Annotated in this window: 19 protein-coding genes and 3 pseudogenes; 9 read left to right on the top strand and 13 right to left on the bottom strand. The window is 70.8% G+C overall.

Features of this window, described 5'->3' with window-relative positions:
- Positions 1–29: 29 nt before the first annotated feature.
- Entirely contained in the window at positions 30–1244 is a 1215-nt protein-coding gene (locus ACZ5SK_RS07475; protein WP_457494890.1) for a globin domain-containing protein, read from the bottom strand.
- Between the two features lie 385 nt (positions 1245–1629).
- Between ACZ5SK_RS07475 and ACZ5SK_RS07470 the strand changes: the two genes are divergently transcribed.
- Positions 1630–2574 carry a universal stress protein gene (locus ACZ5SK_RS07470; protein WP_457494891.1) on the top strand — a complete coding sequence of 315 codons (945 nt, stop codon included), beginning with the start codon at positions 1630–1632 and terminating at the stop codon, positions 2572–2574.
- A gap of 322 nt (positions 2575–2896) precedes the next feature.
- On the opposite strand, the gene ACZ5SK_RS07465 is transcribed toward ACZ5SK_RS07470, so the two are convergent.
- Positions 2897–3244: a universal stress protein gene (locus ACZ5SK_RS07465; protein ID WP_468158248.1), complete on the bottom strand. Its 348-nt coding sequence runs from the start codon at positions 3242–3244 to the stop codon at positions 2897–2899.
- 120 nt (positions 3245–3364) lie between these two features.
- Complete coding sequence (locus ACZ5SK_RS07460) at positions 3365–3829, bottom strand: Crp/Fnr family transcriptional regulator (protein ID WP_468158250.1); 465 nt, start codon at positions 3827–3829, stop codon at positions 3365–3367.
- A 397-nt stretch (positions 3830–4226) separates the two neighbouring features.
- Here ACZ5SK_RS07460 and ACZ5SK_RS07455 point away from each other — a divergent pair.
- The 7 genes and pseudogenes from ACZ5SK_RS07455 to ACZ5SK_RS07425 all read left to right on the top strand — a co-directional run.
- Positions 4227–5111, top strand: a pseudogene (locus ACZ5SK_RS07455) (amino acid kinase family protein); the annotation flags it as partial.
- A 1-nt stretch (position 5112) separates the two neighbouring features.
- A complete protein-coding gene (locus tag ACZ5SK_RS07450) occupies positions 5113–5862 on the top strand; it encodes a universal stress protein (protein ID WP_457494892.1) in 750 nt (249 codons plus the stop codon).
- A 132-nt stretch (positions 5863–5994) separates the two neighbouring features.
- Positions 5995–8376, top strand: a complete 2382-nt coding sequence (locus ACZ5SK_RS07445; protein ID WP_361702531.1) for a phosphoketolase family protein — start codon at positions 5995–5997, stop codon at positions 8374–8376.
- 112 nt (positions 8377–8488) lie between these two features.
- Positions 8489–8725: pseudogene (locus tag ACZ5SK_RS07440) on the top strand (hypothetical protein); the annotation flags it as partial.
- Between the two features lie 176 nt (positions 8726–8901).
- A complete protein-coding gene (locus ACZ5SK_RS07435) occupies positions 8902–10008 on the top strand; it encodes a type I glyceraldehyde-3-phosphate dehydrogenase (RefSeq protein ID WP_361702533.1) in 1107 nt (368 codons plus the stop codon).
- A gap of 232 nt (positions 10009–10240) precedes the next feature.
- Positions 10241–10759: a DUF1003 domain-containing protein gene (locus ACZ5SK_RS07430; RefSeq protein ID WP_334582120.1), complete on the top strand. Its 519-nt coding sequence runs from the start codon at positions 10241–10243 to the stop codon at positions 10757–10759.
- A 582-nt stretch (positions 10760–11341) separates the two neighbouring features.
- Complete coding sequence (locus tag ACZ5SK_RS07425; protein ID WP_334582119.1) at positions 11342–12334, top strand: Acg family FMN-binding oxidoreductase; 993 nt, start codon at positions 11342–11344, stop codon at positions 12332–12334.
- Between the two features lie 229 nt (positions 12335–12563).
- On the opposite strand, the gene ACZ5SK_RS07420 is transcribed toward ACZ5SK_RS07425, so the two are convergent.
- A complete protein-coding gene (locus ACZ5SK_RS07420; protein WP_457494894.1) occupies positions 12564–13145 on the bottom strand; it encodes an Rv1733c family protein in 582 nt (193 codons plus the stop codon).
- A gap of 168 nt (positions 13146–13313) precedes the next feature.
- Between ACZ5SK_RS07420 and ACZ5SK_RS07415 the strand changes: the two genes are divergently transcribed.
- Positions 13314–14015 (top strand): PE-PGRS family protein, encoded by a 702-nt coding sequence (locus ACZ5SK_RS07415; protein WP_361702539.1) that lies wholly within the window; start codon positions 13314–13316, stop codon positions 14013–14015.
- Between the two features lie 29 nt (positions 14016–14044).
- Here ACZ5SK_RS07415 and ACZ5SK_RS07410 read toward each other — a convergent pair whose 3' ends face one another.
- The 9 genes and pseudogenes from ACZ5SK_RS07410 to ACZ5SK_RS07370 all read right to left on the bottom strand — a co-directional run.
- Positions 14045–14395 carry a cupin domain-containing protein gene (locus ACZ5SK_RS07410; protein ID WP_361702541.1) on the bottom strand — a complete coding sequence of 117 codons (351 nt, stop codon included), beginning with the start codon at positions 14393–14395 and terminating at the stop codon, positions 14045–14047.
- An 11-nt stretch (positions 14396–14406) separates the two neighbouring features.
- Positions 14407–14580: a hypothetical protein gene (locus tag ACZ5SK_RS07405; protein ID WP_334582114.1), complete on the bottom strand. Its 174-nt coding sequence runs from the start codon at positions 14578–14580 to the stop codon at positions 14407–14409.
- A 94-nt stretch (positions 14581–14674) separates the two neighbouring features.
- Positions 14675–14803: a hypothetical protein gene (locus ACZ5SK_RS07400; protein WP_334582113.1), complete on the bottom strand. Its 129-nt coding sequence runs from the start codon at positions 14801–14803 to the stop codon at positions 14675–14677.
- A gap of 9 nt (positions 14804–14812) precedes the next feature.
- Positions 14813–14905, bottom strand: a complete 93-nt coding sequence (locus tag ACZ5SK_RS07395; protein WP_334582112.1) for a vitamin K epoxide reductase family protein — start codon at positions 14903–14905, stop codon at positions 14813–14815.
- Positions 14906–15115: 210 nt separating this feature from the next.
- Positions 15116–15892, bottom strand: a complete 777-nt coding sequence (narI, locus tag ACZ5SK_RS07390; RefSeq protein WP_361702543.1) for a respiratory nitrate reductase subunit gamma — start codon at positions 15890–15892, stop codon at positions 15116–15118.
- Positions 15889–16710 (bottom strand): nitrate reductase molybdenum cofactor assembly chaperone, encoded by an 822-nt coding sequence (gene narJ, locus ACZ5SK_RS07385; protein WP_468158856.1) that lies wholly within the window; start codon positions 16708–16710, stop codon positions 15889–15891. Before narJ ends, narI begins: the two co-directional genes overlap by 4 nt.
- Positions 16707–18251, bottom strand: a complete 1545-nt coding sequence (gene narH, locus ACZ5SK_RS07380; RefSeq protein WP_334582108.1) for a nitrate reductase subunit beta — start codon at positions 18249–18251, stop codon at positions 16707–16709. The genes narJ and narH overlap by 4 nt, the downstream gene beginning before the upstream one ends.
- 1 nt (position 18252) lies before the next feature.
- Positions 18253–21951 (bottom strand): nitrate reductase subunit alpha, encoded by a 3699-nt coding sequence (locus ACZ5SK_RS07375; protein WP_361702547.1) that lies wholly within the window; start codon positions 21949–21951, stop codon positions 18253–18255.
- Positions 21952–22493: 542 nt separating this feature from the next.
- A pseudogene (locus ACZ5SK_RS07370) lies at positions 22494–22892 on the bottom strand (pyridoxamine 5'-phosphate oxidase family protein); the annotation flags it as partial.
- Between the last annotated feature and the right edge of the window lie 283 nt (positions 22893–23175).

The following is a 23175-nucleotide window of genomic DNA, read 5'->3' as shown; positions in this document are numbered from 1 at the left end:
TCCTGGAAGTGCGGTGGGACGTTCGAGGTTCAGGCCGCCGGGCCGGGCAGCCACAGGTCGGGGCCGAAGACCTCGTAGCGGATGCGCTGTGCCGGAATCCCGGCGCCCATCAGCTGTGCGCGGACGTCGCGCATGAACGGCAGAGGGCCGCACAGGAACACCTTGGCGCTCTCGGGCAGATCGATGCCGTCGAGGTTCATCAGGCCCTCGCGGGAGTTGGGTTCCTCCGCGCCGGGCTGCTCATACCAGAAGACCGCGCGTGCGCCCGGCAGTTGCTCGACCAACTGGCTCGTTTCGGCGCGCAGGGCGTGGTCGGCGGGGGAGCGGTCGGCGTGCAGGACCAGCACCGGGCGAGTCGAGTCGAGAGCGGTGAGATGGGCCAGGATGCTGGTCATGGGGGTGCCGCCGATGCCGGCTGAGACAAGGATGACCGGAGTGGTGGCGTCGGCCGGGTCGTCGAGGAAGACGTCGCCGAAGGGAGCGGAGAGCGTCAGGTCGTCGCCCTCGTGGATCTGGTCGTGCAGGAGGGTGGAGACCTCGCCGTTCGGTGCGTCGGCCGTGCCGGCTACCCGCTTGACGGTGATGCGCCGAAGCTGTCCGCCCGGGTCGGAGGAGAGGCTGTACTGGCGCAGCTGGTGCACTCCGTCGGCCATCAGGACCCGCACGCTCACGTACTGGCCCGCCCGTGCCTGCGGTGACGGCTCACCGTCGGCCGGACGGAGGACGAAGGACACCACGTCCGGGGTTTCGGTGCGGCGCTCGACGACTGTCCACCGCCGCCACACCTGGCCGGGTTCCACGCCCGCGTCCTGGTACAGGCGGGCCTCCCGTCCGATCAGGGCGCCGGCCATCAGCCAGTACACCTCGTCCCAGGCGGCCGCCACCTCCGGGGTGACCGCGTCGCCCAGGACCTCGGCTATCGCGCCGAACAGGTACTTGTGCACGATCGTGTACTGGTCGTCGGTGACGCCGACCGCGGCGTGCTTGTGCGTGATCCGCTCCAGCAGGACGTCGGGGCGGGTGTCAGGGGTTTCGAGCAGCGCGGTCGCGAATCCGGCGATCGATCCGGCCAGCGCGCGGCGCTGTGCTCCGCTGGCCTGGTTGCCGCGGTTGAACATCCCGTCGAGCAGCTCCGGCCGGTCGTGGAACATCGCGCCGTAGAAGCGTGTCGTGATCTCGTCGAGCGCGCCGGCCACGGCGGGCAGGGTGGCACGGACCACGGCGGCGGATTCTGTGGACAGCATGAAGCCTCCCGGGCAGGGCTGATGAGGGGGAAGGAGACCGCGTCCGACGAGGGCGGCCGACTTCTGTCTATCAGGCGCCAGGCCGCGTTTCGGCGTCGTTTCGCGGTGCTGGGCGAAGCGGGGCCGAACGGCCCCACCGACTCGGGCGTATCGGCCCAACGAGCCGTCCCGGACGGAGGGCCGGACGGCGCCGCAACGGTCTCCCAACGGCCCTGCCCGCGTGCACCGCTTGTCGCCGTCTACGGCGTCGCGGGTGCTCGGCGGCAGAGACACCGCTCGGCCCATGGGGCCTGTCGGCCCCGGACCGGGGGACCTGTGGTCTCTGCACCCCGGCCTTCTCCGGCACCACCCTGGGATCGGAACCCCGATTCAGGAGGTGGACAGCATGTCCCGCAACGTCACCGTGGGTCTCGACGGCTCACCGGAGAGCCGCGCGGCTGCCGAGTGGGCGGCCCGTGAGGCGAAGCTGCGCGGCCTGCCGCTGCGGCTGGTGCATGTCCGGGAACCCGTCCCGGAGCCCATGGCGCAGGCCCCGCTCCTGGGCGCCGAGACGCAGCAGCACTGGAGCGAGCGAAGCGAGATGGGGGTCCCCCCGGCCGAAGGCTGGGGGAGGATTGCGCGCGAGACGGCCGAGGGACTCCGCCTGCGCCACCCCGGCGTGGACGTGAAGATGGAGCAGATTTCCGGCAGAGCGGCGGACGCGCTGGCGGAGGTGTCGAAGGACGCTGCGCTGCTGGTCCTCGGCTCGCGCGGGCTGAGCGGGATCGGGGGATTCCTCGTCGGGTCCGTGGGCATGGCCGTGATCGCGCACACCGACACCCCCGTCGGCCTCGTGCGGGCCGAGGAACAGGCCGCCGACGAGCACGAGAAGGACCCCGCCGGAATCCCGTCCGCCGCCACCGCGTACCAGCCCGTGGTACTCGGCCTCGACACCAGCCACCCCGATGACGCGGTGATCGCTTTCGCCTTCGAGGAGGCCGCCCGCCGCGCTGCCACGCTGAGGGTCGTGCACGGCTGGAACCTTCCGCCCTACTTCGCCTACGGCCTGCCCGCCGACCCCGATCTCAACGCCGAACTGAGCCGACAGGACGCAGCCGAGCTGGCTGAAATGCTGCGCCCCTGGCGGCGGAAGTACCCGGAAGTGGAGGTGATCGGTGAGTCCCGGTGCGGCAGCCCTGCCAACCACGTCATCGACGCCTCCCATGAGGCATCCCTGGTCGTCGTGGGCCGCCGGTGCCGCCGCAGTCCGCTGGGCGTTCATATCGGCTCCGTCACGCACGCGGTACTGCACCACGCCACCGCCCCCGTCGCCGTCGTCGCGCACGACTGAACGCACTCTTTGGAGGAGTGGAGATCCTGAACGCAGCAGACGAGCGAGCCCTCCGCGAGCCCGTGGTGGAACCTTCACCTGCTCTGCGGCGTCCTTCAAGGACCCGGTGAGGAGGGTATCCCAGCGTGCCTGGCGCCCGGCTCCGGTCGCTGCTGCGTCCGCCTTCAGCCACCCCGGTCGGCCGCGTGACAGCGTGATCATGGCACCCGCAGGACGGGCGGCCCCTGACGGCGCTGGTCAGACCAGCATCGACCCACTCGCTGATCAAGTGGGTGACGCTCACACCCTGTGACCGGTGGGCCGGTTCGGCCGGGTCGTTCGCTCAGTCCGGGCCGCGGATGACAGTGACGAGGCAGTGGGCATGGTGCAGGAGGGCCTGGCTGACCGAACCGAGCAGCAACCCTGCGAAACCACCGCGGCCCCTGGCGCCGGCCACCACGAGCTGGGCATCCCGTGTGGCATCGATCAGAGCCGGGCGGATCCGGGAGGGAACAAGCCTCCGCTCGACCGCAACCTGTGGGTACGTTCCCTGGCAGGAGGCAACCGATTCGTTCAGGAGATGCTGTTCAGCCTCGCGGGGATCGTCCGCGTCCGCCGCTACCGCGGTCAGCGGGTCGCCGGGGCCTTCGTAGGCACGCTCGCTCCAGGTGTTCCAGACGTGCAGCGCCACCAGCGGCGCTCCCCGCAACGCGGCCTCGGAAACGACCCGACGACGCGGCCCGCGCCCTTCAGGAGGGGCTGCCGTGCAGCGTGCCTCCCGAGGCGTTGTCGCTTCGATTCGTCGCCGTCGTTACTGGAGGCTGCCGCTGCCATAGGGGGCGTACAGGTCGAGCAGTCGGGTGCGGGTCGAGCGCAGGCGGTGGGCGAGGACGTCGCCCACCCACTGGGTGACGCTCGCGCCGAGCGCGGGGTCGTCCTGGCACATCGAGCGGATCGCGGCGGCGTCGAATTCGTAGGCGCGCACCGGGCTGGTCGCCTCGGCGCCCAGGTGCCAGGTGTGCGGGGCGAACAGCCAGGACCAGCCGATGAGTTCGTTGTGCCGGAGGGTCTCGATGACGACGGCCCGTCGGCCGGGCACCCGCATGTCGAGGTCGACGCTGCCGGTGCGGATGATCCAGAACCGGTCGGCGCGGCAGCCCTCCTCGAAGAGGCGGGCTCCCTGGGGGAACGACACCTCCCGGGCGAAGCGCGTCAGTCGCTGCCGGTGCTCGGCGGGCAGTGCCTGCAGCATGCTGGCTGTGGCGGGAGCGTTCATGACATGCCTCCAGTCCGGGCGTACGAACCTGCCACGTCCAGCGTGCGCCCATGTGCTGGGCCGGGCGATGGGCCACCCGGCCCCATGCCCGGGCCGACCGGCCGTGCGTTCGGGTCCTTCGGCACCCTGTGCCCCAACAGTCCTGGATGTTCGATGAAGACGACAGACGACTTGGCAGAGAGGGGTGCGCGGTGTGACTACTTCATTGACCTCGGAGTTCTGGAAGCTGTTTGCGTCTCTTCTGGTGCTCTCCTCGGCGGTCACGTTCGTGCTCAGTGCCGTGTTCGACGCACTGGCGCTGCGGACGCTGCGGCACTGTGCAGCCCGTCGACCGACCTGTGTGGGGGCAGCCGAGGCGCCCCGCCGACCCGATCGGATCCCGGTGCACCAGTGAGCCTTGAACGCCTTCGGTCACGCACTGTTGCACCGGGGTGAACGCCCCGACGCGGATGTTCAATCGGCGAACATCGACCGGGTGGTCACTGCGATCGCCGGCCTCGCCTTGGAACACGAGATCGTCGTCACCCATGGCAACGGGCCGCAGATCGGTCTGCTCGCCGCGGAGAGCGCTGCCGATCCGGCACTGAGAACGCCCTGTCCACTGGACCTGCTCGGCGCCCAGACACAGGGGATGATCGGCTCGCTGCTGGCCCGCGCACTGTACGACGTGCTGCCCGGGCGCCGGATCACCGCGCTGGTCACGCACACCCTCGTACGGGCCGATGATCCCGGCTTCGGCCGACCCACGAAGTTCGTCGGCCAGGTGTACTCCCGCAAGATCGCCCAGTCCCTGGCCCGCCGGCACGGCTGGCACATCGCCGAGGACGGCGGAGGCCGGCACCGCGTGGTCCCCTCACCATCGCCTGAAAGGATCCTGGAGACCGAGACCATCCACGATCTCCTGGGCAGCGGCGCGCTGGTCATCTGTGCCGGCGGCGGAGGTGTCCCCGTCACCGCCGACAAGGACAGCGGTGCACTGACCGGCGTCGAGGCGGTCGTCGACAAGGACCTCACAGCGGCTCTGCTCGCCGAGGACCTCAAGGCCGACTTCCTGCTCATCCTCACCGACGTCCCGTGCGTCTACGCCGGCTACGGCATCCACGACCGGCGGCCCGTCCTCGACGCAACCCCCGACGAGCTGCGCCGCGCAGGCTGCTGCGACGGCTCCATGGGCCCCAAAGCAGAGGCCGCCGCCCGGTTCGTCGAACGCACCGGGGGACTGGCGGCCATCGGCGCCCTCGACGCTGCGTACGAGATCGTTGGACTGGGCCGCCGAGGAAGCGGTGCGCCGCGGCACCGCGTTGCGCATCGTCTACGCCGTGGCCGGCCGCGACGGGGCGGGGCCGATTCTGGCGTCGGCCGCCGCGCGGGTCCACGAGCGCCACCCCGGGCTGCCGTCGGAGACCCGGGCCGCGGAGGGCGGCGCCGTGCGGGCGCTGGGCCGGGAGAGCGAGAGCGCGGTCCTCACCGTCGTGGGTACCCGGGGGTTCGCCGGGGTCACCGGCATGCTCGCCGGGTCGGTGAGCCTGCGCCTGGCCGCGCACACGCACGGTCCGCTGCTGGTCGTCCGCGGGGACCACGCCTGCGATGAGCGGCGCGAGGTGCTGCTCGGCCTGGAGAGCGACGCCGACGAGGCCGCAGCCGCTCATGCCTTCCAGGAGGCCGAGCGGCGCGGAGCCCGGCTGCGCGTCGTGCACTCTTCGACGCACCGGCACACCACGCCCGAACTGCCCTCGCTGGTACCCGCGACGAGCCCCGGCCAGGCGCGCCAGGCCCAGAACGACAGGGCAGAGCAGGACGTTCCGCGGTTCAGCCTCGCCCGGCTGCGGGAGGCGTACCCCATGGTCGAGGTCGACAGCCGCACGGTCCGCAACGGCCCGGCCCACGCCCTGCTGGCGGGCAGCCGCGAGGCCGGCGTCGTGGTCATCGCCACGCGAGGCCGCGTGGGCCGGCTCGGGCCGCCCGTCGGCCCGGTCGCACACACCCTGTTGCACCACTCCCACTGTCCCGTGGCGCTGGTGCCGGCGACCTGATGGATGAGGACCGTGGGCACAGGGGGATGGCCCGGTCGGCCCTGTCGGGGGCCGGTGGGTAGGCGGAGAGTGGAGTGGTGCGGACCGTTGCGCACCCTTTGACCGACGCCCCGACCTGGAAGGGAACCCCATATGCCCGCCGACACGAAGCAGGCGTCCGGTGCACTCACCGACGAGGAGCTCAAGGCTCTGGACGCGCACTGGCGCGCCGCGAACTACTTGGCCGTCGGCCAGATCTACCTCATGGCCAACCCCCTGCTGACCGAACCGTTGCGCCCCGAGCACGTCAAGCCGCGCCTCCTCGGTCACTGGGGTACCTCCCCGGGCCTCAACCTGGTGCACACCCACCTCAACCGCGTCATCAAGGCCCGCGATGTGGACGCCCTGTGCATCTGGGGGCCCGGCCACGGGGGCCCGGCCGTGCTCGCCAACTCCTGGCTGGAGGGCAGCTACACCGAGACGTACCCGGACATCACCCGGGACGCCGACGGCATGGCCCGCCTGTTCAAGCAGTTCTCGTTCCCCGGCGGCGTCCCGAGCCACGTGGCCCCGGAGACGCCCGGCTCGATCCACGAGGGCGGCGAACTGGGCTACTCCCTCTCGCACGCGTACGGCGCGGCCCTCGACAACCCGGACCTGCTGGTCACCTGCGTGATCGGCGACGGCGAGGCGGAGACGGGCCCGCTGGCCGCGTCCTGGCACTCCAACAAGTTCCTCGACCCCGTCCACGACGGCGCCGTCCTGCCGATCCTCCACCTCAACGGCTACAAGATCGCCAACCCCGCCGTCCTCGCCCGGCTGCCCGAGAGCGAACTCGACGAACTGCTCCGGGGCTACGGCCACGACCCGATCCACGTCACCGGCGACGCCCCGGCCACCGTCCACCGAGCGATGGCCGAGGCCATGGACTCCGCACTGGACCGCATCGCCGCCTTCCAGCGCGCCGCCCGCGAGGACGGCGCAACCGAGCGCCCCCGCTGGCCGGTGATCGTGCTGCGCACCCCGAAGGGCTGGACCGGCCCGGCCGAGGTCGACGGCCTGCCTGTCGAGGGCACGTGGCGCGCCCACCAGGTCCCGCTGGCAGCCGTGCGGGACAACCCCGAACACCTGCGGCAGCTGGAGACGTGGCTGCGCTCCTACCGGCCCGAGGAGCTCTTCGACGGGCAGGGCAGCCCCCGCCCCCAGGTGCTGGACTGCATCCCCAACGGTGCCCACAGGCTCGGCGCCACCCCGCACGCCAACGGCGGTGTGCTGCTGCGGGAACTGCCGATGCCGCCGCTGGAGCGGTACGCCGTCCCCGTCGACAAGCCCGGCACGACGCTGCACGAACCCACCCGCGTCCTGGGCGACATGCTGGAGGACGTCATGCGGGCCACCGACAACCGGCGCGACTTCCGGCTGGTCGGTCCCGACGAGACCGCCTCCAACCGCCTCCAGGCCGTATACGCGACCAGCGGCAAGGCGTGGCAGGCGCAAACCCTGGACGTGGACGAACACCTCGACCGGCACGGCCGGGTGATGGAGATCCTTTCCGAACACACCTGCCAGGGCTGGCTGGAGGGTTACCTGCTGACCGGCCGCCACGGGCTGTTCTCCTGCTACGAGGCGTTCGTGCACATCGTCGACTCGATGGTCAACCAGCACGTCAAGTGGCTGCGCACCACCCGGCGGCTGTCCTGGCGCGCCCCCATCGCCTCGCTCAACTACCTGTTGACCTCCCACGTCTGGCGGCAGGACCACAACGGCTTCTCCCACCAGGACCCCGGCTTCGTCGACCACATCCTCAACAAGAGTCCCGAGGTGGTACGGGTCTACCTGCCGCCGGACGCCAACACCCTGCTGTCGGTGGCCGACCACGTGCTGCGCAGCCGTGACTACGTCAACGTCGTCGTCGCCGGCAAGCAGCCCTGCTTCGACTGGCTGTCCATGGAGCAGGCCAAGGTCCACTGCGCCCGTGGCGCCGGCATCTGGGACTGGGCCGGCACGGAGAACGGCGGTGAGCCCGACGTGGTGCTCGCCTGCGCGGGTGACGTGCCCACCCAGGAGGTGCTGGCAGCTGCCCAGCTGCTGCGTCGGCACCTGCCCGAACTGGCCGTACGGGTGGTCAATGTCGTCGACATCGCCCGGCTGCTGCCCAGCGAGGAACATCCGCACGGGATGAGCGACTTCGAGTACGACGGGCTGTTCACCCCGGACAAGCCGGTGATCTTCGCCTACCACGGCTACCCGTGGCTGATCCACCGCCTGGCCTACCGCCGCACCGGACACAAGAACCTGCACGTGCGCGGCTACAAGGAGATCGGGACCACGACCACGCCGTTCGACATGGTGGTCCGCAACGACATGGACCGTTACCGGCTCGTCATGGACGTCATCGACCGCGTCCCGGGTCTCGCGGTGCGTGCCGCGGCCGTGCGCCAGCGGATGCAGGACGCGCGTCAGCGTCACGACACCTGGATCCGCGAGCACGGCACCGACCTGCCGGAGGTCGCCGACTGGGCGTGGAACGGCTGACCGCTGCCGACAGGGCCCCGGGCGGAGGGCCGTTCGGCCCGCTTGCCGGACCCAGCCGCCCCTCCGACGGGCGTCAGCGACGCGGGACATCGAAGGCGTAACGCCGACCAAGGGCCTCGTCCAGGTCGCGGGCATCGGCCTGCGGCTCGCGGCGCTCGCCGGCACGGCCATGACGGCGCTGATGTGGATCGCCGAGTGTCCACCCGCCAAGCAGCTCTCCGACGGCTCGGCGCGCATGTCGACCAACCCGTTCGCCGACTGCCACCTCATCTACGCCGTCGTCCTCATCGCCCTCGCGGCCGCGGTCGCCGGCGCCACCTGGGGACTGGGCCCGGCCTGGGCGCGGCTGATGAGAATGCCGGGCTCGGCTGGACCAGGTCCAACGGCCCGGCACAGCAGGACGGATGGCGGGCCCCGGGTGCGCCGACAGGCCCTGCCCGTGGGCAGGACGGGAGACGAGCATCAAAAGTGCAAGTGCAGAGGTTCACATGCGGAGTGAGGGAGAGACCGGCGATGACGGTAACGGTGACAGCTGGACCCCGGGCGCGGACCGAGGCATGGCGGGGCTTCGCCGGCACGCACTGGCGGGACCACATCGACGTGCGCGACTTCATCCAGGCCAACTACACGCCTTACGCAGGCGATTCCACGTTCCTGACCGGGCCGACTGAGCGCACCCTCGCCGTCTGGCGCAAGGTCGCCGCGCTGTTCCCCGAAGAGCGGCGCCGGGGCATCCTGGACGTCGACCCGGGCAACCCGTCCACCATCACCTCGCACCGGCCGGGCTTCATCGACCGCGACCGCGAACTGATCGTCGGTCTGCAGACCGACGCCCCGCTGCGGCGGGCCATCATGCCCAACGGCGGGCTGCGGATGGTGGAGAACGGGCTGAAGGCATACGGCTACCAGGCCGATCCCTTCGTCACCCGCGTCTTCGGCACCTACCGCAAGACCCACAACGACGGCGTCTTCGACGCGTCCGTGCCGGGCAAGGGCGTCGACGCCACCCTCGTGATGGGCGTCAACGAAGGCACCTACGACCCGGAGCGCGACCACGTCGTCTCCAACGCCTCCTGCACCACCAACTGCGTGGCGCCCATGGTGAAGGTTCTGGACGAGCACTTCGGCCTGGTCAAGGGGCTGATGACCACCATCCACGGCTACACGAACGACCAGGTCGTCCTGGACGGACCGCACAAGGACCTCCGGCGGGGCCGCAGCGCCGCCGTCAACATCATCCCCACCAGCACGGGCGCCGCCCGGGCCGTCGGGCTCGTTCTGCCTAAACTCGCCGGAACCCTGGACGGCATCGCCGTCCGCGTGCCCGTCGAGGACGGTTCGCTGACCGACCTGAGTGTCGTCCTGGAGCGGCCCGTGACCGCGGACGAGGTCAACGCCGCCTTCCGGGAGGCCGCCGACGGGCCCCTCAAGGGCATCCTGCGGGTCTCCGACGCCCCGATCGTCTCCCGCGACGTCGTGGGCGATGCCGCCTCCTGCGTCCTGGACGCCCCGCTCACCCAGGCGCACGGAGAGCTGGTCAAGATCTTCGGCTGGTACGACAACGAGTGGGGCTACACCAACCGCCTTCTCGACCTCACCGAATATGTCGCCGCCCGGCTCCCGCAGCGCTGACAGGCCAAGACCGACACGCGACGGAGTGTCCGCCGGGATGGTTCGGATTCCGGTGGCTGTTGCCGAGTCGTCACGCACGGACACCCCGTACGACCTGTACGGGGTGTCGCAGATCGACAACAAGGACATCACCGGGATCCGCCCCCGCGCTGTGCGGCCCGGGGATCGCCTGTCCGGTGCCGGCGACAGCTTGACCGCGAGCGGCGGGTCCCGGCCGAGCAGGATGGATGGCATGAATTCGGAGTTCGACGGCCACGGCAGCCCTTCGCGTCCGGGCGGGATCTCCCCTCGGCAGCCCGTCGTCCGTCTTCCCCACGAGCGGATCCAGTTCGCCCGGATGCGCAGCTCGCAGGACCAGGTCGCCGACGCGATCACGTCGTTCGCGGGGACGATGCGCTTCGTCTACCTCCACGCCCTCTGGTTCACGATATGGATCGCGCTGAACGAGGGGTACCTGGGGAAGGCAGGGATCTTCGATCCGTATCCCTTCGGACTGCTCACCATGATCGTCAGCCTGGAGGCCATCTTCCTGTCCACGTTCGTCATGGTCAGCCAGAACCGTCAGGCGGCGCGAGAGAACGTACGGGCCGATCTGGACTTCGAGACCAACCTGCGCTCCGAGGTGTGGTCGGTCCATATCGGCAAGGTGCTCGGCCTGGACCCGCAGGAAATCGAGGAGCACGTCCAGGAGATCATCGCGCAGAGCAAAGCGGGCATCGACGGGACGCCGATCAATCCCAAAAACCTCTGATCCCCCGCACCGACGCCACGAGCAGCTTCCTCTTCGAGGGATGCGCCCGGCATTCCGGTCGGTGTCCGACACCAGTGATCGCCTGCCGTCGCTGCCCCGAACGCAACCAGAAGACCCGAGCGCTGACCCGGCAACCGTCACGCCCAGCCTGACCACGGCCCACGTTGATGCCGGCCACCGGTCGAGGGAGATCATTCGCCCGGGCGGACATGACTGGCGTCCCCTGCCCGCAGCGGCCCGGACACGCCGTGAGCTGCGCGTCGGCACCCGCCCCGGTGGATGTGCCATGAGGTGCCGGCGCAATCTTGTCCTTTGGGTGGAGGAGGGGCGATCGGACCCGGCTTGGGGACGATGGCGGCCTTGCACGGCATGTTCTGCCGGGGCGGGGTGGAGGCCGGCACCGTGACGGGCCGCGCTCGCAACTGTGCAGGACCGCGGCTCCCGTCGGGAGGACACTGGGATCAGCCCGCCGGGTGAAGACCGACCGCCCCCGTGTGCGGCGTCAAGCCGTGCACCCCACTACCCAGTGGGGTACCTGATGGTGGGAGGCCCGTTACGGCGGGAGTAAACGAGGAGGCCGGCATGGGTGTGCGACAGCTCGACGAGAAGACGGTGGCCATGCTGGTGGCCGAGGCCACCGCGGCCCCGTCCATGCACAACGCGCAGCCGTGGCGTTTCCGCTTCCTGGCCGACGAGCGTCTTCTGCTGCTGCGCGCCGATCCGGAGCGGGCCATGCCCCGCTCCGATCCCGGCAACCGGGCGCTGCACATCGGCTGCGGGGCGGCTCTGTTCAACCTGCGCGTCGCCGCCGCGCACGCGGACCTCGTTCCGCAGACAAGGCTGCTGCCCGAGCCGCAGGACACGCTGCTGCTCGCCGCCGTTCATCTCGCCGACCCGGCCGGGAACTCGCGGGACGACGACCTGGCGCGGCTCTATCCAGCGATCCGGCAGCGGCACACCAGCCGGCATCCCTTCGCCGAGCAGGACATCCCCGAGGAGATGCGGGCCATCTTGCAGGACGCGGCGGCGCGGGAGGAAGCCGAGCTGCTCTTCCCCGGCCCCTGGCATGCCGAGACCCTGCTCGACCTCATCCGCGACGCCGAGAGCCGCGACGTCATGGACCCTGACGCAAGCGAGGACCTGGTCCGCTGGACCCGGCTCGGTCCGGAGGCGGACACCGCTGTCGACGGCGTCCCCGAATACGCCTTCGGACCTCGCAAACGGGACGGCAAAGCCCCCGTGCGGGACTTCGCCGGGCGCCGCGCAGTGGCCGACCGCGGCACCACCACCTTCGAGCACACCCCCCACCTCGCCCTCCTGAGCACCCTCGGTGACGGCCCCGCCGACTGGCTGCGCGCCGGGCAGGCACTGGAACGCGTCCTGCTGGAGGCCACCCTGGCCGATCTGGCGACCTCCCTGACCTCCCACGCCCTGGAGAACCGCGACCTGCGCCTGCTGGCCCGCGACCCGGAAGCGGGCACGGGCCAGGTTCAGATGGTGCTGCGAATCGGCTACGGCCCAAGGGGCCCGGCTACGCCCCGCCGCCCCGTCAGGGACGTCCTCGAGATCGTGTGAGCGACTGAAGAGTGGCCTGCACTCTGACGTAGACGGGCCGGCAGAGGCGTCCGGCCGGACGTGAACCGAGGGCCGCGAAGCCCGATGGCCGATCCGTGCAGCGGCCCGTGGGGGAGCGGAGTGAGGAGCCCCCGACGTGAACGCGTAGAACGCTGCCTGGCTGCCACGTTGGCTGCCGCCCACCGCGACACGGACGGACACGTGGTCGGACCCTGCTGTTGGAGGGGTCTTAAGCGTGCCGGTGGCCCCGGTTGGCGTTGAACTCGGCCCGGGCCCGGTCCCACTGTGCCCCGCGGCCCACATCCAGTCGCACCCGGGCGGCCCACCAGACGCCTACCACCAGCACGCACACGCCTGCCCCGGCGGCGGCGCCGAGGGCGGCCCCCTGGGAGTCGGCCTGGGCCGGGGTGGGCGGGGCAGGTTGGAGGTGGCCCTCGCCGTCGAACCACACCGTGGTGGACGAGCCCGTCTTGTTGCCGCCCGCCGTCACAGGGGCCCGACCCGTCCGGGGAGAGCCGTCAGGCATCGTCCACCGCACGGTTGCCCGCACGTGGTCGTCTGCCATCCCGGAGAACCGTGCCGGCGTCGCGGAGGCATCCTCGACGAGGTGAGCGGCGCTGCGGTGCAGGCCCTGCGCCTGGTCGAGAGCGGCGCGCTCGCCGACGCCTGCCATCACCACGCCCACCGCGGGCGCCATGAGCAGCAGCATCGCCGCCGCCACTGCGATCCAGGCCTCGGCGACGTCGGAGCGCCGCTTGAGTGGGTTGCGCCGCCAGCGCCAGAGCAACACCCTGCCAACCGTTTTCAGCATGCGTGCATCCCTCCGGGCATGACGGACCTGACCATCACGCCTACGGCGACGGATCGGTGATCGACGGCGGCGGAGGCCAACGGGGTCGTCTTGGCAGGGCCGACCGGCTCTGTCGCGAAATCGGGCCGGGCCCGGGCTGCCGAAGCGCTCCCGGGCACAATGCCGTTCATGACTGATGCAACGGCTCATGGTGCAGCCGGTCCGCAACTGAGTGAGGCCGTCGCGCTGTTGGCGGACTTCCTGGGCGCCGAGCCGCTGACCGCGGCCATCGCCGCACTGGAGCGGGGCCTGGCGGGAAGGCCCGCGAGGGAGGTCGGTGACATGGCCGCACAGCGGGGCATCAGTCCCGAACTGATGGTGGCAGCCCTGACCGTTCGGGAGAGCCTTGGCCGGCTGAACGACCTCATTCACGCAGCCGGGATCGTACTGGCGCTGCCGCACATCTTGGAGGACGGCGAGGAGATATCCGTGCGCCCTTCGCTGGCCGCCGGCAACGACCCGCTGCGCCCCTTCGACCTGGAGACGGACCGTCGCGTGGCGGAGTTCAAGCTTGCGCGATGGCGCGGCGCGGACGCCACGCGCAAACGGCAGACGTTCAAGGACCTGGTCATGCTTGCCGCCGACCGCACGGGCCGCCGGGCCGAACTGTTCGTCGTGGGGCCCGAGCCCGGCCGTTTCCTGCGCACCTCCAAGGCGACGGCGGCCTGGGCGCTGGACCGCACGCCGCACGCGCGCCGCGCGTTCGAGGAGTCCTTCGGCTCCCTGGACGTCTCCGTGGCGCAGTTCACGGCGCGCTACGCCGGCCATGTCCGGGTCACCGACCTGTGCGACGTGCTGCCGCCCACGGTGGCAGCGGCGCTGGTGCGCTGATCAGGGCAGGGCACACGGCCGGTCGTCGGTCATGGCGTGGAAGGCGCCCCGGATCCGGACGGCTTCGGGGCGGGCAGCATGGTCAGCAGCATGACGCTGGGCTCGGTGGCGCGCACGGTGTGCGGCAGCCGTGCGGGCAGGTGGATCCAGCTGCCCGGCGTCACCTCGGTCTTCACGTCGCCCAGCACGAGGTCGAGGCGGCCGGAGACGACCTGGATGATCACGGGCAGGGCCGAGGTGTGTTCGGTCAGCTCTTGGCCGGCGGCGAAGGCGAAGCCGACCACGCGCAGGCGGTCGTCGCGGTACAGGACCTGGCTGAGGGTGCCGTCCTCGGGCACGGTCAGTTCGGCGGCCAGGTCGGTGATCACGGTGGCGGGCATGGGGTGCCTCCTCAGGCCTGGACCGGGGTGGGGACGGCGACCAGGCTGATCGCGCCGAGGTGAGCGCTGTGGCGTCGGAAGCCGCGGCGCATGTGCAGCATGCGGCGCAGGGCGGCGATCAGTCCTTCGTCGGCGAGCGCGGGGTCGAGCCCGTCGGGCGTCAGGCAACCCGGCGGCCGCGGCATCCGACCGCACCATCATGTCTTCCTTCGTCTGCGTGACCAGCGAGCAGGCGGTACGGAGTGCTGTGGCCGGCTACAGCAGGCTGCTCCAGTGCGGTCAGAAGCGGGTGAGGACCAGGAGTGCGATCACGCCGTACCAGGCGCCGAGCAGCATCCAGTGCGTGTCCCGGACGACTGCCGGCACACCCCGGGGCGCGGGGACGATTTCCTGCTCCAGGCAGTGCATGGTCAGGTATCAGAACAGGGCGATGGTGACGATCCAGACGACGGTGCAGTAGGGGCAGAGCTTGTTGAGCTCGTAGAGCGACTGCCCGATCAGCCAGTGCACGAAAACACCACCGCCGCCAGCGCTCCGGCGTCCAGCGCGAGCCACGGCCTGTGGTGCAGGCGCGCCCCGCAGAGGACGGCGGAGCCCAGGGGGAGGCGAGCCAGCCGACGATCCCGGTGACGAGCATGACCAGGTCCGTTCGGCGGCTCGCGCCCACCGCGTTCGTGCGCGGGGCGGTCGTGACGTCCGGAGCGAGCGCGGGTGTGTGGCTCATGCCGCTCGCCGGGAGGCCGACCGGGGCCGGCCCCCTGCTGACGGGGCGGGCGCCGGTGTGGCCCGCCTGCGGTAGACCAGGTAGGGGCGGGCGAGGTATCCGATGGGGGCGCTCCACACGTGGACGAGGCGGGTGAAGGGCCAGGCGGCGAAGAGCAGGCAGGCGGTCAGAGCGTGCAGCTGGAACAGCAGCGGGGCGCCGGAGATGGCTTCCGGTTGCGGCTGGAGGACGAACAGGCCGCGGAACCAGACGGAGACGGTGGAGCGGTAGTCGTAGCCGGGGCCGAAGACGTTGTGGGCGGCAGTGGCGGTGATACCGAGCAGGACGGTGGCGGACAGCAGCGGGAAGAGCAGTTTGTCGCTGCGGTCGGTGCCCAGCCGGATCGATCGTGTCAGCAGTCGGCGGGCGCACAGCATGCCGAGGCCGGTGACCATGGCGACGCCCGCCACGGAACCGGCCCGGACGGCCGTGGTGTGGTAGGTGTGCTCGGTGATGCCCGCGGCGTCGGTCCACGTGTCGGGGATGGCGAGGCCCACGACATGTCCGGCGATCACCATGAAGGCGCCCAGGTGGAACAGCGGGCTGCCGAAGCGCAGCCAGCGGTGTTCGAGGAGCTGGCTGGTGCGCGACGTCCAGCCGAACTGGTCCTGCCGGTAGCGCCAGACGTGCCCGACGACGAACACCGCGAGGCAGATGTAAGGGACGGCGACCCACAGGAGGAGGTCCGCGCCGTTCGTGGAGGCGGAGGCCACAGGGGTGGGGACGGCGCTCATCGGGGGCCTTCCGTACGGCTGGTCGGAGCGGGTGGCACGCAAGTCGACGGGGCGGGCGTCGGCGGCACGAAGGTGCCCGGAGGGGCGAACTCGCCGTCTCCGTACGTCCCGTAGGGGTCGAGGCCGACCTCCTCGTTCGGCGGGCCCTCGGCGACGAGCTGCGCCACCGCCGCCCGGTCCGCGTCGGTCGGCGGCGGCAACAGGGTGAGCAGCGCGGCCAGAACGTGCCGGTACGACGAGTCGGCGTCGGTCAGCGCCTGGTGGATCAGCTCCAGCCCGCGCCCGTGCTGGCGCAGCGGTGCCTCACCCCCACCCGGGCCCGCGAGGGCGGCGAACTCCAGCACGACCGGCAGGTGGTCGGGCAGTTCTCCGCCGTCGGTGTCCCAGCCCGCGGCCTTGTACCGCTGGTTGAGGGTGAGCAGGGCCATGCCGCGGCGGCGGGTGTCGCCGTGCAGGTAGTAGGTGAGGTAGAGGCTGCTCTTGCGGCGCAGGTCGAACATCTCGACGTAGTGGCGCTCCAGCGCCTCGGGATCCTGTGCGGCGAACCAGTCGGTGAACCGGGCCAGGTGGTCCGCCGCGGGCGAGGCCGGAAGGGCTTCGACGACGGTCGTCAATTCCGTCCGGGCTGAGGTCAGTTCGGAGTCGGGGTACTGCAGGAGCAGCGACACGAGCCGCAGTATCAGGGCTCGGCCCGCCGCCTGCTCAGGTGTGAGCCGGGCCGGGCGGCGTACGGCAGCCCGGACGCGGGTGCGGACGAGGGCGGGAATCGATGGGGGTCCCCCCAGGCGTCCAGCACTGGGGGAGGGCAGTGGACTCACGGACGGCCTCCGGCGGGAGCTTCGGGTGTACGGCGGCGCAGGGTGGGGATGCCGAGCATCACGCGGCGGCCGTCGGCGGGCCGCGGGTCGCCGGAGGACTCGACCGGGCAGCGGTTCTCCATCGCGGTCAGAGCGGCGGCGTCCTCCTTGTGCGCGGCCGGGACGACATACCGGTCGGCGTACTTGGCGACGGCCAGCAGCCGGTGCAGATCCTCCGCCTCCCGCGTGGTCAGACCGACGGCGTTGAGCACGGCCTCGTCGCCCTCCTCACCGAGCGTGCGTTCGCGCATGTACGAGCGCAGCGCGGTGAGCTTCATCAGCACACCGGCGACGACATCGGTGTCCCCGGCGGTGAACAGCTCCGCCAGGTACTCCAGCGGGATGCGCAGCCGGGTGACGGCGGCGAAGACGTGGTCGGGGTCGTCCTGATTGCCGCCCGCCGCGTCGACCGCGTCCAGCACCGGGGAGAGTGGGGGCACGTACCAGACCATCGGCATGGTCCGGTACTCCGGATGCAGCGGCAGCGCCACCTTGTAGCGCATCACCAGGTCGTAAACGGGCGAGCGGCGGGCCGCGTCCAGCCAGTCCTCCGGGATACCCGACTCGCGTGCTGCCGCGCGCACTTCCGGGTCGTGCGGGTCGAGGAACACGCCGCGCTGGGCGTCGAGCAGGTCCTTCTCGTCCGGGGTTGCGGCGGCCTCGCCGACCTTGTCGGCGTCGTAGAGGAGCAGGCCGAGGTAGCGCAGCCGGCCGACGCAGGTCTCCGAGCAGACGGTCGGTTGCCCGGCTTCGATGCGCGGGAAGCAGAAGGTGCATTTCTCGGCCTTGCCGGTGGCGTGGTTGACGTACACCTTCTTGTATGGGCATGCCGTCACGCACATCCGCCAGCCCCGGCAGCGGTCCTGGTCGACGAGGACGATGCCGTCCTCCACGCGCTTGTACATCGCGCCGGATGGGCAGGCCGACACGCAGGCCGGGTTGAGGCAGTGCTCGCACAGCCGGGGCAGGTGGAAGAGGAAGGTCTGCTCGAACTCGAACTTCACCTTCTGCGCCCATTCCCCGCTCAGGTTGGGGTCGCCTCCGGCATGCTCGGGCGCGCCGCCCAGGCCGTCCTCCCAGTTGGCGCCCCAGGTGATGGCGGTGGGCTTGCCGGTGAGGACGGAGCGCGGCCGGGCGACGGGCATGTCCTTCTGCACGGGGGCGCTGACGAGGTTGTCGTAGTCGTAGGTGACCGGCTCGTAGTAGTCCTCGATCGCGGGCAGGTCCGGGTTGGAGAAGATCGACAACAGCCGCTTGAGGCGGCCCCCGGAGCGCAGGACGAGCCGTCCGCGCTTGTCGAGCATCCAGCCGCCCTTCCACTGCTCCTGGTCCTCGTAGCGGAGGGGGTAGCCGACGCCGGGCTTGGTCTCGACGTTGTTGAACCAGGCGTACTCGACTCCGGTGCGGTTGGTCCAGGTCTGCTTGCAGGTGACCGAGCAGGTGTGGCAGCCGATGCACTTGTCGAGGTTCATCACCATCGCGATCTGGGCCATGACGCGCATGTCAGTACTCCACTTGCTGGCTGCGGCGGCGGATGACGGTGACCTCGTCGCGCTGGTTGCCGGTCGGGCCGTAGTAGTTGAAGGCGTAGGTGAACTGGGCGTAGCCGCCCGCCAGATGGGTGGGTTTGAGCAGCAGTCGGGTCAGGGAGTTGTGGATGCCGCCACGCTTGCCGCTGACCTCGGTCTTCGGGACGTTCACGTTGCGGTCCTGGGCGTGGTACATGTACACCGTGCCCTCCGGCATCCGGTGAGTGACCACGGCACGGGCGGCGACGACACCGTTGCGGTTGTACGCCTCGATCCACTCGTTGTCCTTGACACCGATCTTCTCGGCGTCGCCGGTGGACATCCAGATCGTGGGGCCGCCACGGGACAGGTCGAGCATGTACTTGTTGTCCTGGTAGTTCGAGTGGATGGACCACTTCGAGTGCGGGGTCAGATAGCGGACCGTGACCTCGGCCCGGCCGTCCTCGCGCAGATGCTCGTCACCGTAGTGCCGGGGCGTGTTCAACGGGGGCCGGTAGACAGGGAGTTGCTCGCCGAGTTCACTCATCCAGTCGTGCTGGACGAAGAAGTGCTGGCGGCCGGTGAGGGTGTGCCAGGGCTTCTTGTGCTCGGTGTTGATGACGAAGGGGGAGTAGCGGCGCCCGCCGGTCTCCGAGCCGGACCACTCGTAGGAGGTGATCACGGAGCGGGGCTGGGTACGGGTGTCGGCGAAGGTGATCCGTTCCGCCTCGCGTTCGGAGGCGAGTTCCACGAGCCCCTCGCTGCCGGTCTGCCGCTCGAGCTCCTTGAAGCCCTCGGTGGCCAGGCGGCCGTTGGTGGTGCCGGACAGGGCGAGGATCGCCTCGCACATGTGGGACGCGGTGGCCAGCAAGGGCCGTCCGGCGGCGACTCCGTCCCGGACGGTGCCGTTGCGGTGCCGCAGGTCGTCGATCTCCTGGTCCGGGTGGACGGTGACGCCTTTGGTGGTTGTGCCCAGCGTGTCGAGCAGCGGACCGACGGCGCGCATCTTCTGCGCGATCGCCGCGTAGTCCCGTTCGATGACCACAAGCTTCGGCATGGTCCGCCCGGGCACCGGCTCGCACTCGCCGGCCTTCCAGTCCCGGACCACCCCGCCAGGCTGGGCCATTTCGTCGGGGGTGTCGTGGAGCAGAGGTACGGCGAGGACGTCGGTGCGTGTGCCGAGGTGGTCGGCGGCCAGTTCGCTGAACCTGTCGGCGATGGTGAGGAAGCTGTCGTAGTCGGTGCGGGCCTGCCAGGGCGGGGGGATGGCAGGGGTGAAGGCATGCACGAAGGGGTGCATGTCCGTGCTGGACAGGTCGTCCTTCTCGTACCAGGTCGCGGCCGGCAGGACGACGTCGGAGAGCAGGCTGGTGGAGGTCATCCTGAAGTCCATGGTGACCAGCAGGTCGAGCTTGCCCTCGGGCGCTTCCTCCCGCCACACCACGTCCTTCGGCCGCTGCCCGGGCGGCGTCTCCTGGGAGCGGACGGCGGCGTCGGTGCCCAACAGGTGGCGCAGGAAGTACTCGTTGCCCTTGCCGGAGGAACCGAGCAGGTTCGCCCGCCAGACGGTCAGTACACGGGGGAAGTTGGCGGGGTCGTCAGGGTCCTCGGCGGCGAACCGCAGGCGCCCCGACTGCAGTTCATCGACGATGTGCTCGGCGACGGGCCGGCCGGCCCGCCTCGCCTCGTCCGTCAGGTCGAGGGGATTACGGTTGAAGCCGGGGTGACCGGGCGTCCAGCCGAGGCGCACAGCTTGCGCCAGGCAGTCGGCGAACCCCTTGCCCTTGAAGCGGCCCGCACCGAGCGGGGAGGCCAGTTCGTCGGGCCCGAACGCCTCGTAGCGCCACTGGTCGGAATTCAGGTACCAGTAGGAGGTGCCCGCCATGTGCCGGGTGGGCCGCTGCCAGTCGAAGGCGAACGACAGGTGCTGCTGCCCGGTGACCGGGCGAACCTTCTCCTGGCCGACGTAGTGCGCCCAGCCACCGCCGTTGACGCCCTGGCAGCCGGTCATGGTGGTCAGCGCCAGGAAGGCACGGTAGATGGTGTCGGAGTGGAACCAGTGGTTGGTGCCGGCACCCATTGCGATCATGGAACGCCCGTTGGTGCGTTCGGCGTTGCGGGCGAACTCCCGGGCGATCCGGGCGGCCTGCTCGGCCGGCACGGAGGTGATCGTCTCCTGCCAGGCCGGGGTGTAGGGTTCCGACGCGTCCTCGTACGAGGAGGGCCAGCTGCCTGGGAGGCCGGGACGCTGCACCCCGTACTGGGCGAGCATCAGGTCGAAGACGGTGGTGACGAGGTGGCCGCCGACCCGGCGGACCGGAACGCCGCGCAGCATCACCGATCCGCCCTCGCTGGTTCCCTCGTCGAATCGGGGCAGGGCGACGGTCGCGGTGTTTTCGGCCGACTCCAGCAGGCTCAGCTCGGGTACGACGTCGCCCAGGTCAAGGTTCCAGCGGCCTCGCTCGGCTTCCCCCCACCGGAAGCCGAGCGAGCCGTTGGGGACCACGGGTGCGCCTGTGGTCCCGTCCAGGAGAACCGTCTTGGACTCGGCGTGTTCCGTGTCGTGTCCGAGATCGGCGGCGGTCAGGAACCCGTCGGGGACGAGACCGCGCTCGTGCTCGCGCAGGGTCACCAGGAAAGGCGCGTCGGTGAACGTGCGCAAGTAGTCCTGGAAGTAGGGGACTTCGCGGTCGATGAGGAACTCGCGCAGAATGACGTGGCCCATGGCCATCGCGAGCGCCCCGTCCGTGCCCGGGTGCGGGGCCAGCCACTCGTCGGCGTGCTTGACGTTGTCGGCGTAGTCGGGGCTGACCGCGACGACCTTCGTGCCGTTGTAGCGGGTCTCGGTGAGGAAGTGCGCGTCCGGGGTGCGGGTGACGGGGATGTTGGACCCCCACATGATCAGATAGCCCGCGTTCCACCAGTCCGCGGCCTCGGGCACGTCGGTCTGGTCGCCGAAGACCTGCGGGGAGGCGATCGGAAGGTCGGCGTACCAGTCGTAGAAGGAGAGCAGCGTGCCGCCGATCAGCGAGGTGTAACGGGCGCCGGCCGCGAAGGACGCCATCGACATCGCCGGGATCGGGGAGAAACCCGCGACGCGGTCGGGGCCGTAGGTCTTGATGGTGTGGACCTGGGCGGCGGCGATCAGCTCGCTCACCTCGTCCCAGTCGGCGCGGACCAGGCCGCCCTTGCCGCGGGCCCGCTTGTACGCCCGCGCCTTCGCGGGGTCGCTGGTGATCTCGGCCCAGGCTGCCACCGGATCGCCGAGCCGCTTGCGGGCTTCGCGCCACAGCTTCAGCAGCGTGCCGCGCACGTACGGGTAGCGCACCCGGCTGGGGGAGTAGGTGTACCAGGAGAACGACGCGCCGCGCGGGCAGCCGCGCGGCTCGTACTCGGGGCAGTCGGCGCCGATCGAGGGGTAGTCGGTGGCCTGGTGCTCCCAGGCGATGATGCCGTCCTTGACGTACACCATCCACGAGCAGGAACCGGTGCAGTTCACGCCGTGCGTGGACCGTACGACCTTGTCGTGCGCCCAGCGGTCCCGGTAAAAGCCTTCCCACTTGCCGTCGCTCTCGCCGAACACGGCGCGCCCGTCGGCCGACACCTCGCTGCGCGTGAGCAGCCGGCGGGCCGCCAGCGGCCAGCCTTCACCTGCGCTCGACGCCTGACGCCGTGCGTTCTGATCGCTCTCCATGGCCAGGAACGCTAAGTGGCGCGGGCCTTGGTGCACCTGGGGCCGGCGGTCCCCGCCGCGTGGCCTTCCGGCCCAGTCCAGGGCGTTCTCAAGAGGGACCAATGGCCCCGGTGCCGGGTCCCGTCGGCTGCGGAGTCTGCGAGGCCCGTCATGCATGCTGGGCACTGATCGAACCGCAGATGCCCATCTGTCGGCTACGCCCCCATCCGCGCCTGTTCTGGTGGCCGATCCCCCGTCCCTGGCTGCCGCAGGCGCAGCGGGTAAGGCGCGTGTCGCCCGCTGGAGACACCGCGATGAGCGAGCTGACCCTTGCCTCGGACCCCGAGGACGCCACGGCCCGGCAATCAGCCGGGGCGCACCACGGCCGACTGGCAGGCGAGCTGTCAGGACGGGTGAAAATGCTGCTCTCCTTCGTGGACCGTGACCCGAGCGCCGCCGAGAGGATCCGCGCCGGGCTCGTGGCCTTCTGCGACCGCTCGCTCCTGCCCCACGCCGCAGCCGAGGAAGCCGCGCTCTACCCCGCCGCCCAGATCCGGTGCCCTGAGCTCGCGGCCGGTGACCATCTCGGACTCGATCCGTATGAACGCCGCGGTCTTCATGGGCATCCAGGAGCTGGGGCCGGTCTGCGAGAGGCGTTCGTGCTCGGCGGGGTCGGTCACCACGGTGGCCCGTCCGGTGACGACCACGCTCCAGCCGGACCGCGCAGCCGCGTTGAACTCGTCCGCCTCGAAGGCGACCACGACGCCGTCGATGGCCTGTACGAGGTCCGAGTCCGGCGAGGTGCACAGCAGGACGGAGGCGTCCGCGTCCAGGGAGAAGTTGATGGGCAGGACCGCGGGCAGTGCCTGCCGGGTGTACACCACGCGGCCGACAGGCACCTGGCTCAGCAGGCGCAGGCACTCCTGCCGGTCGAGTGCACGAAAGGCGTCGTTCTGGGACATCAGTCCAGGGTCCCCGCAGGCATCACGAGGGGGTAGGGCCGACCGGCCCTCCTTTTGGGAGATCCCGTCGGGAGCGCCGGCCGAGGCCGCTGTCTCGCGGAGACCGGGCTGGCAACAACCCGGTGCGCGGGCCAGTGGGAGCGGGGAGGGACGGCCGACCCGAACCCAGGGCCTGTCTGTCCGCCGATAGGGACCCATGGCCCATCCCGTCGGCGAGTCCTGATGCGGACAGTGGCTACGGGATGCCGCCGGCAGGCAAGGGGCCTGCTGTGCGCGTGCGATC

This window comes from Streptomyces sp. NPDC031474, assembly GCF_055581185.1.
The sequence above is the reverse complement of the archived record's forward strand: the minus strand, read 5'-3'. Positions and strand labels throughout refer to the sequence as shown.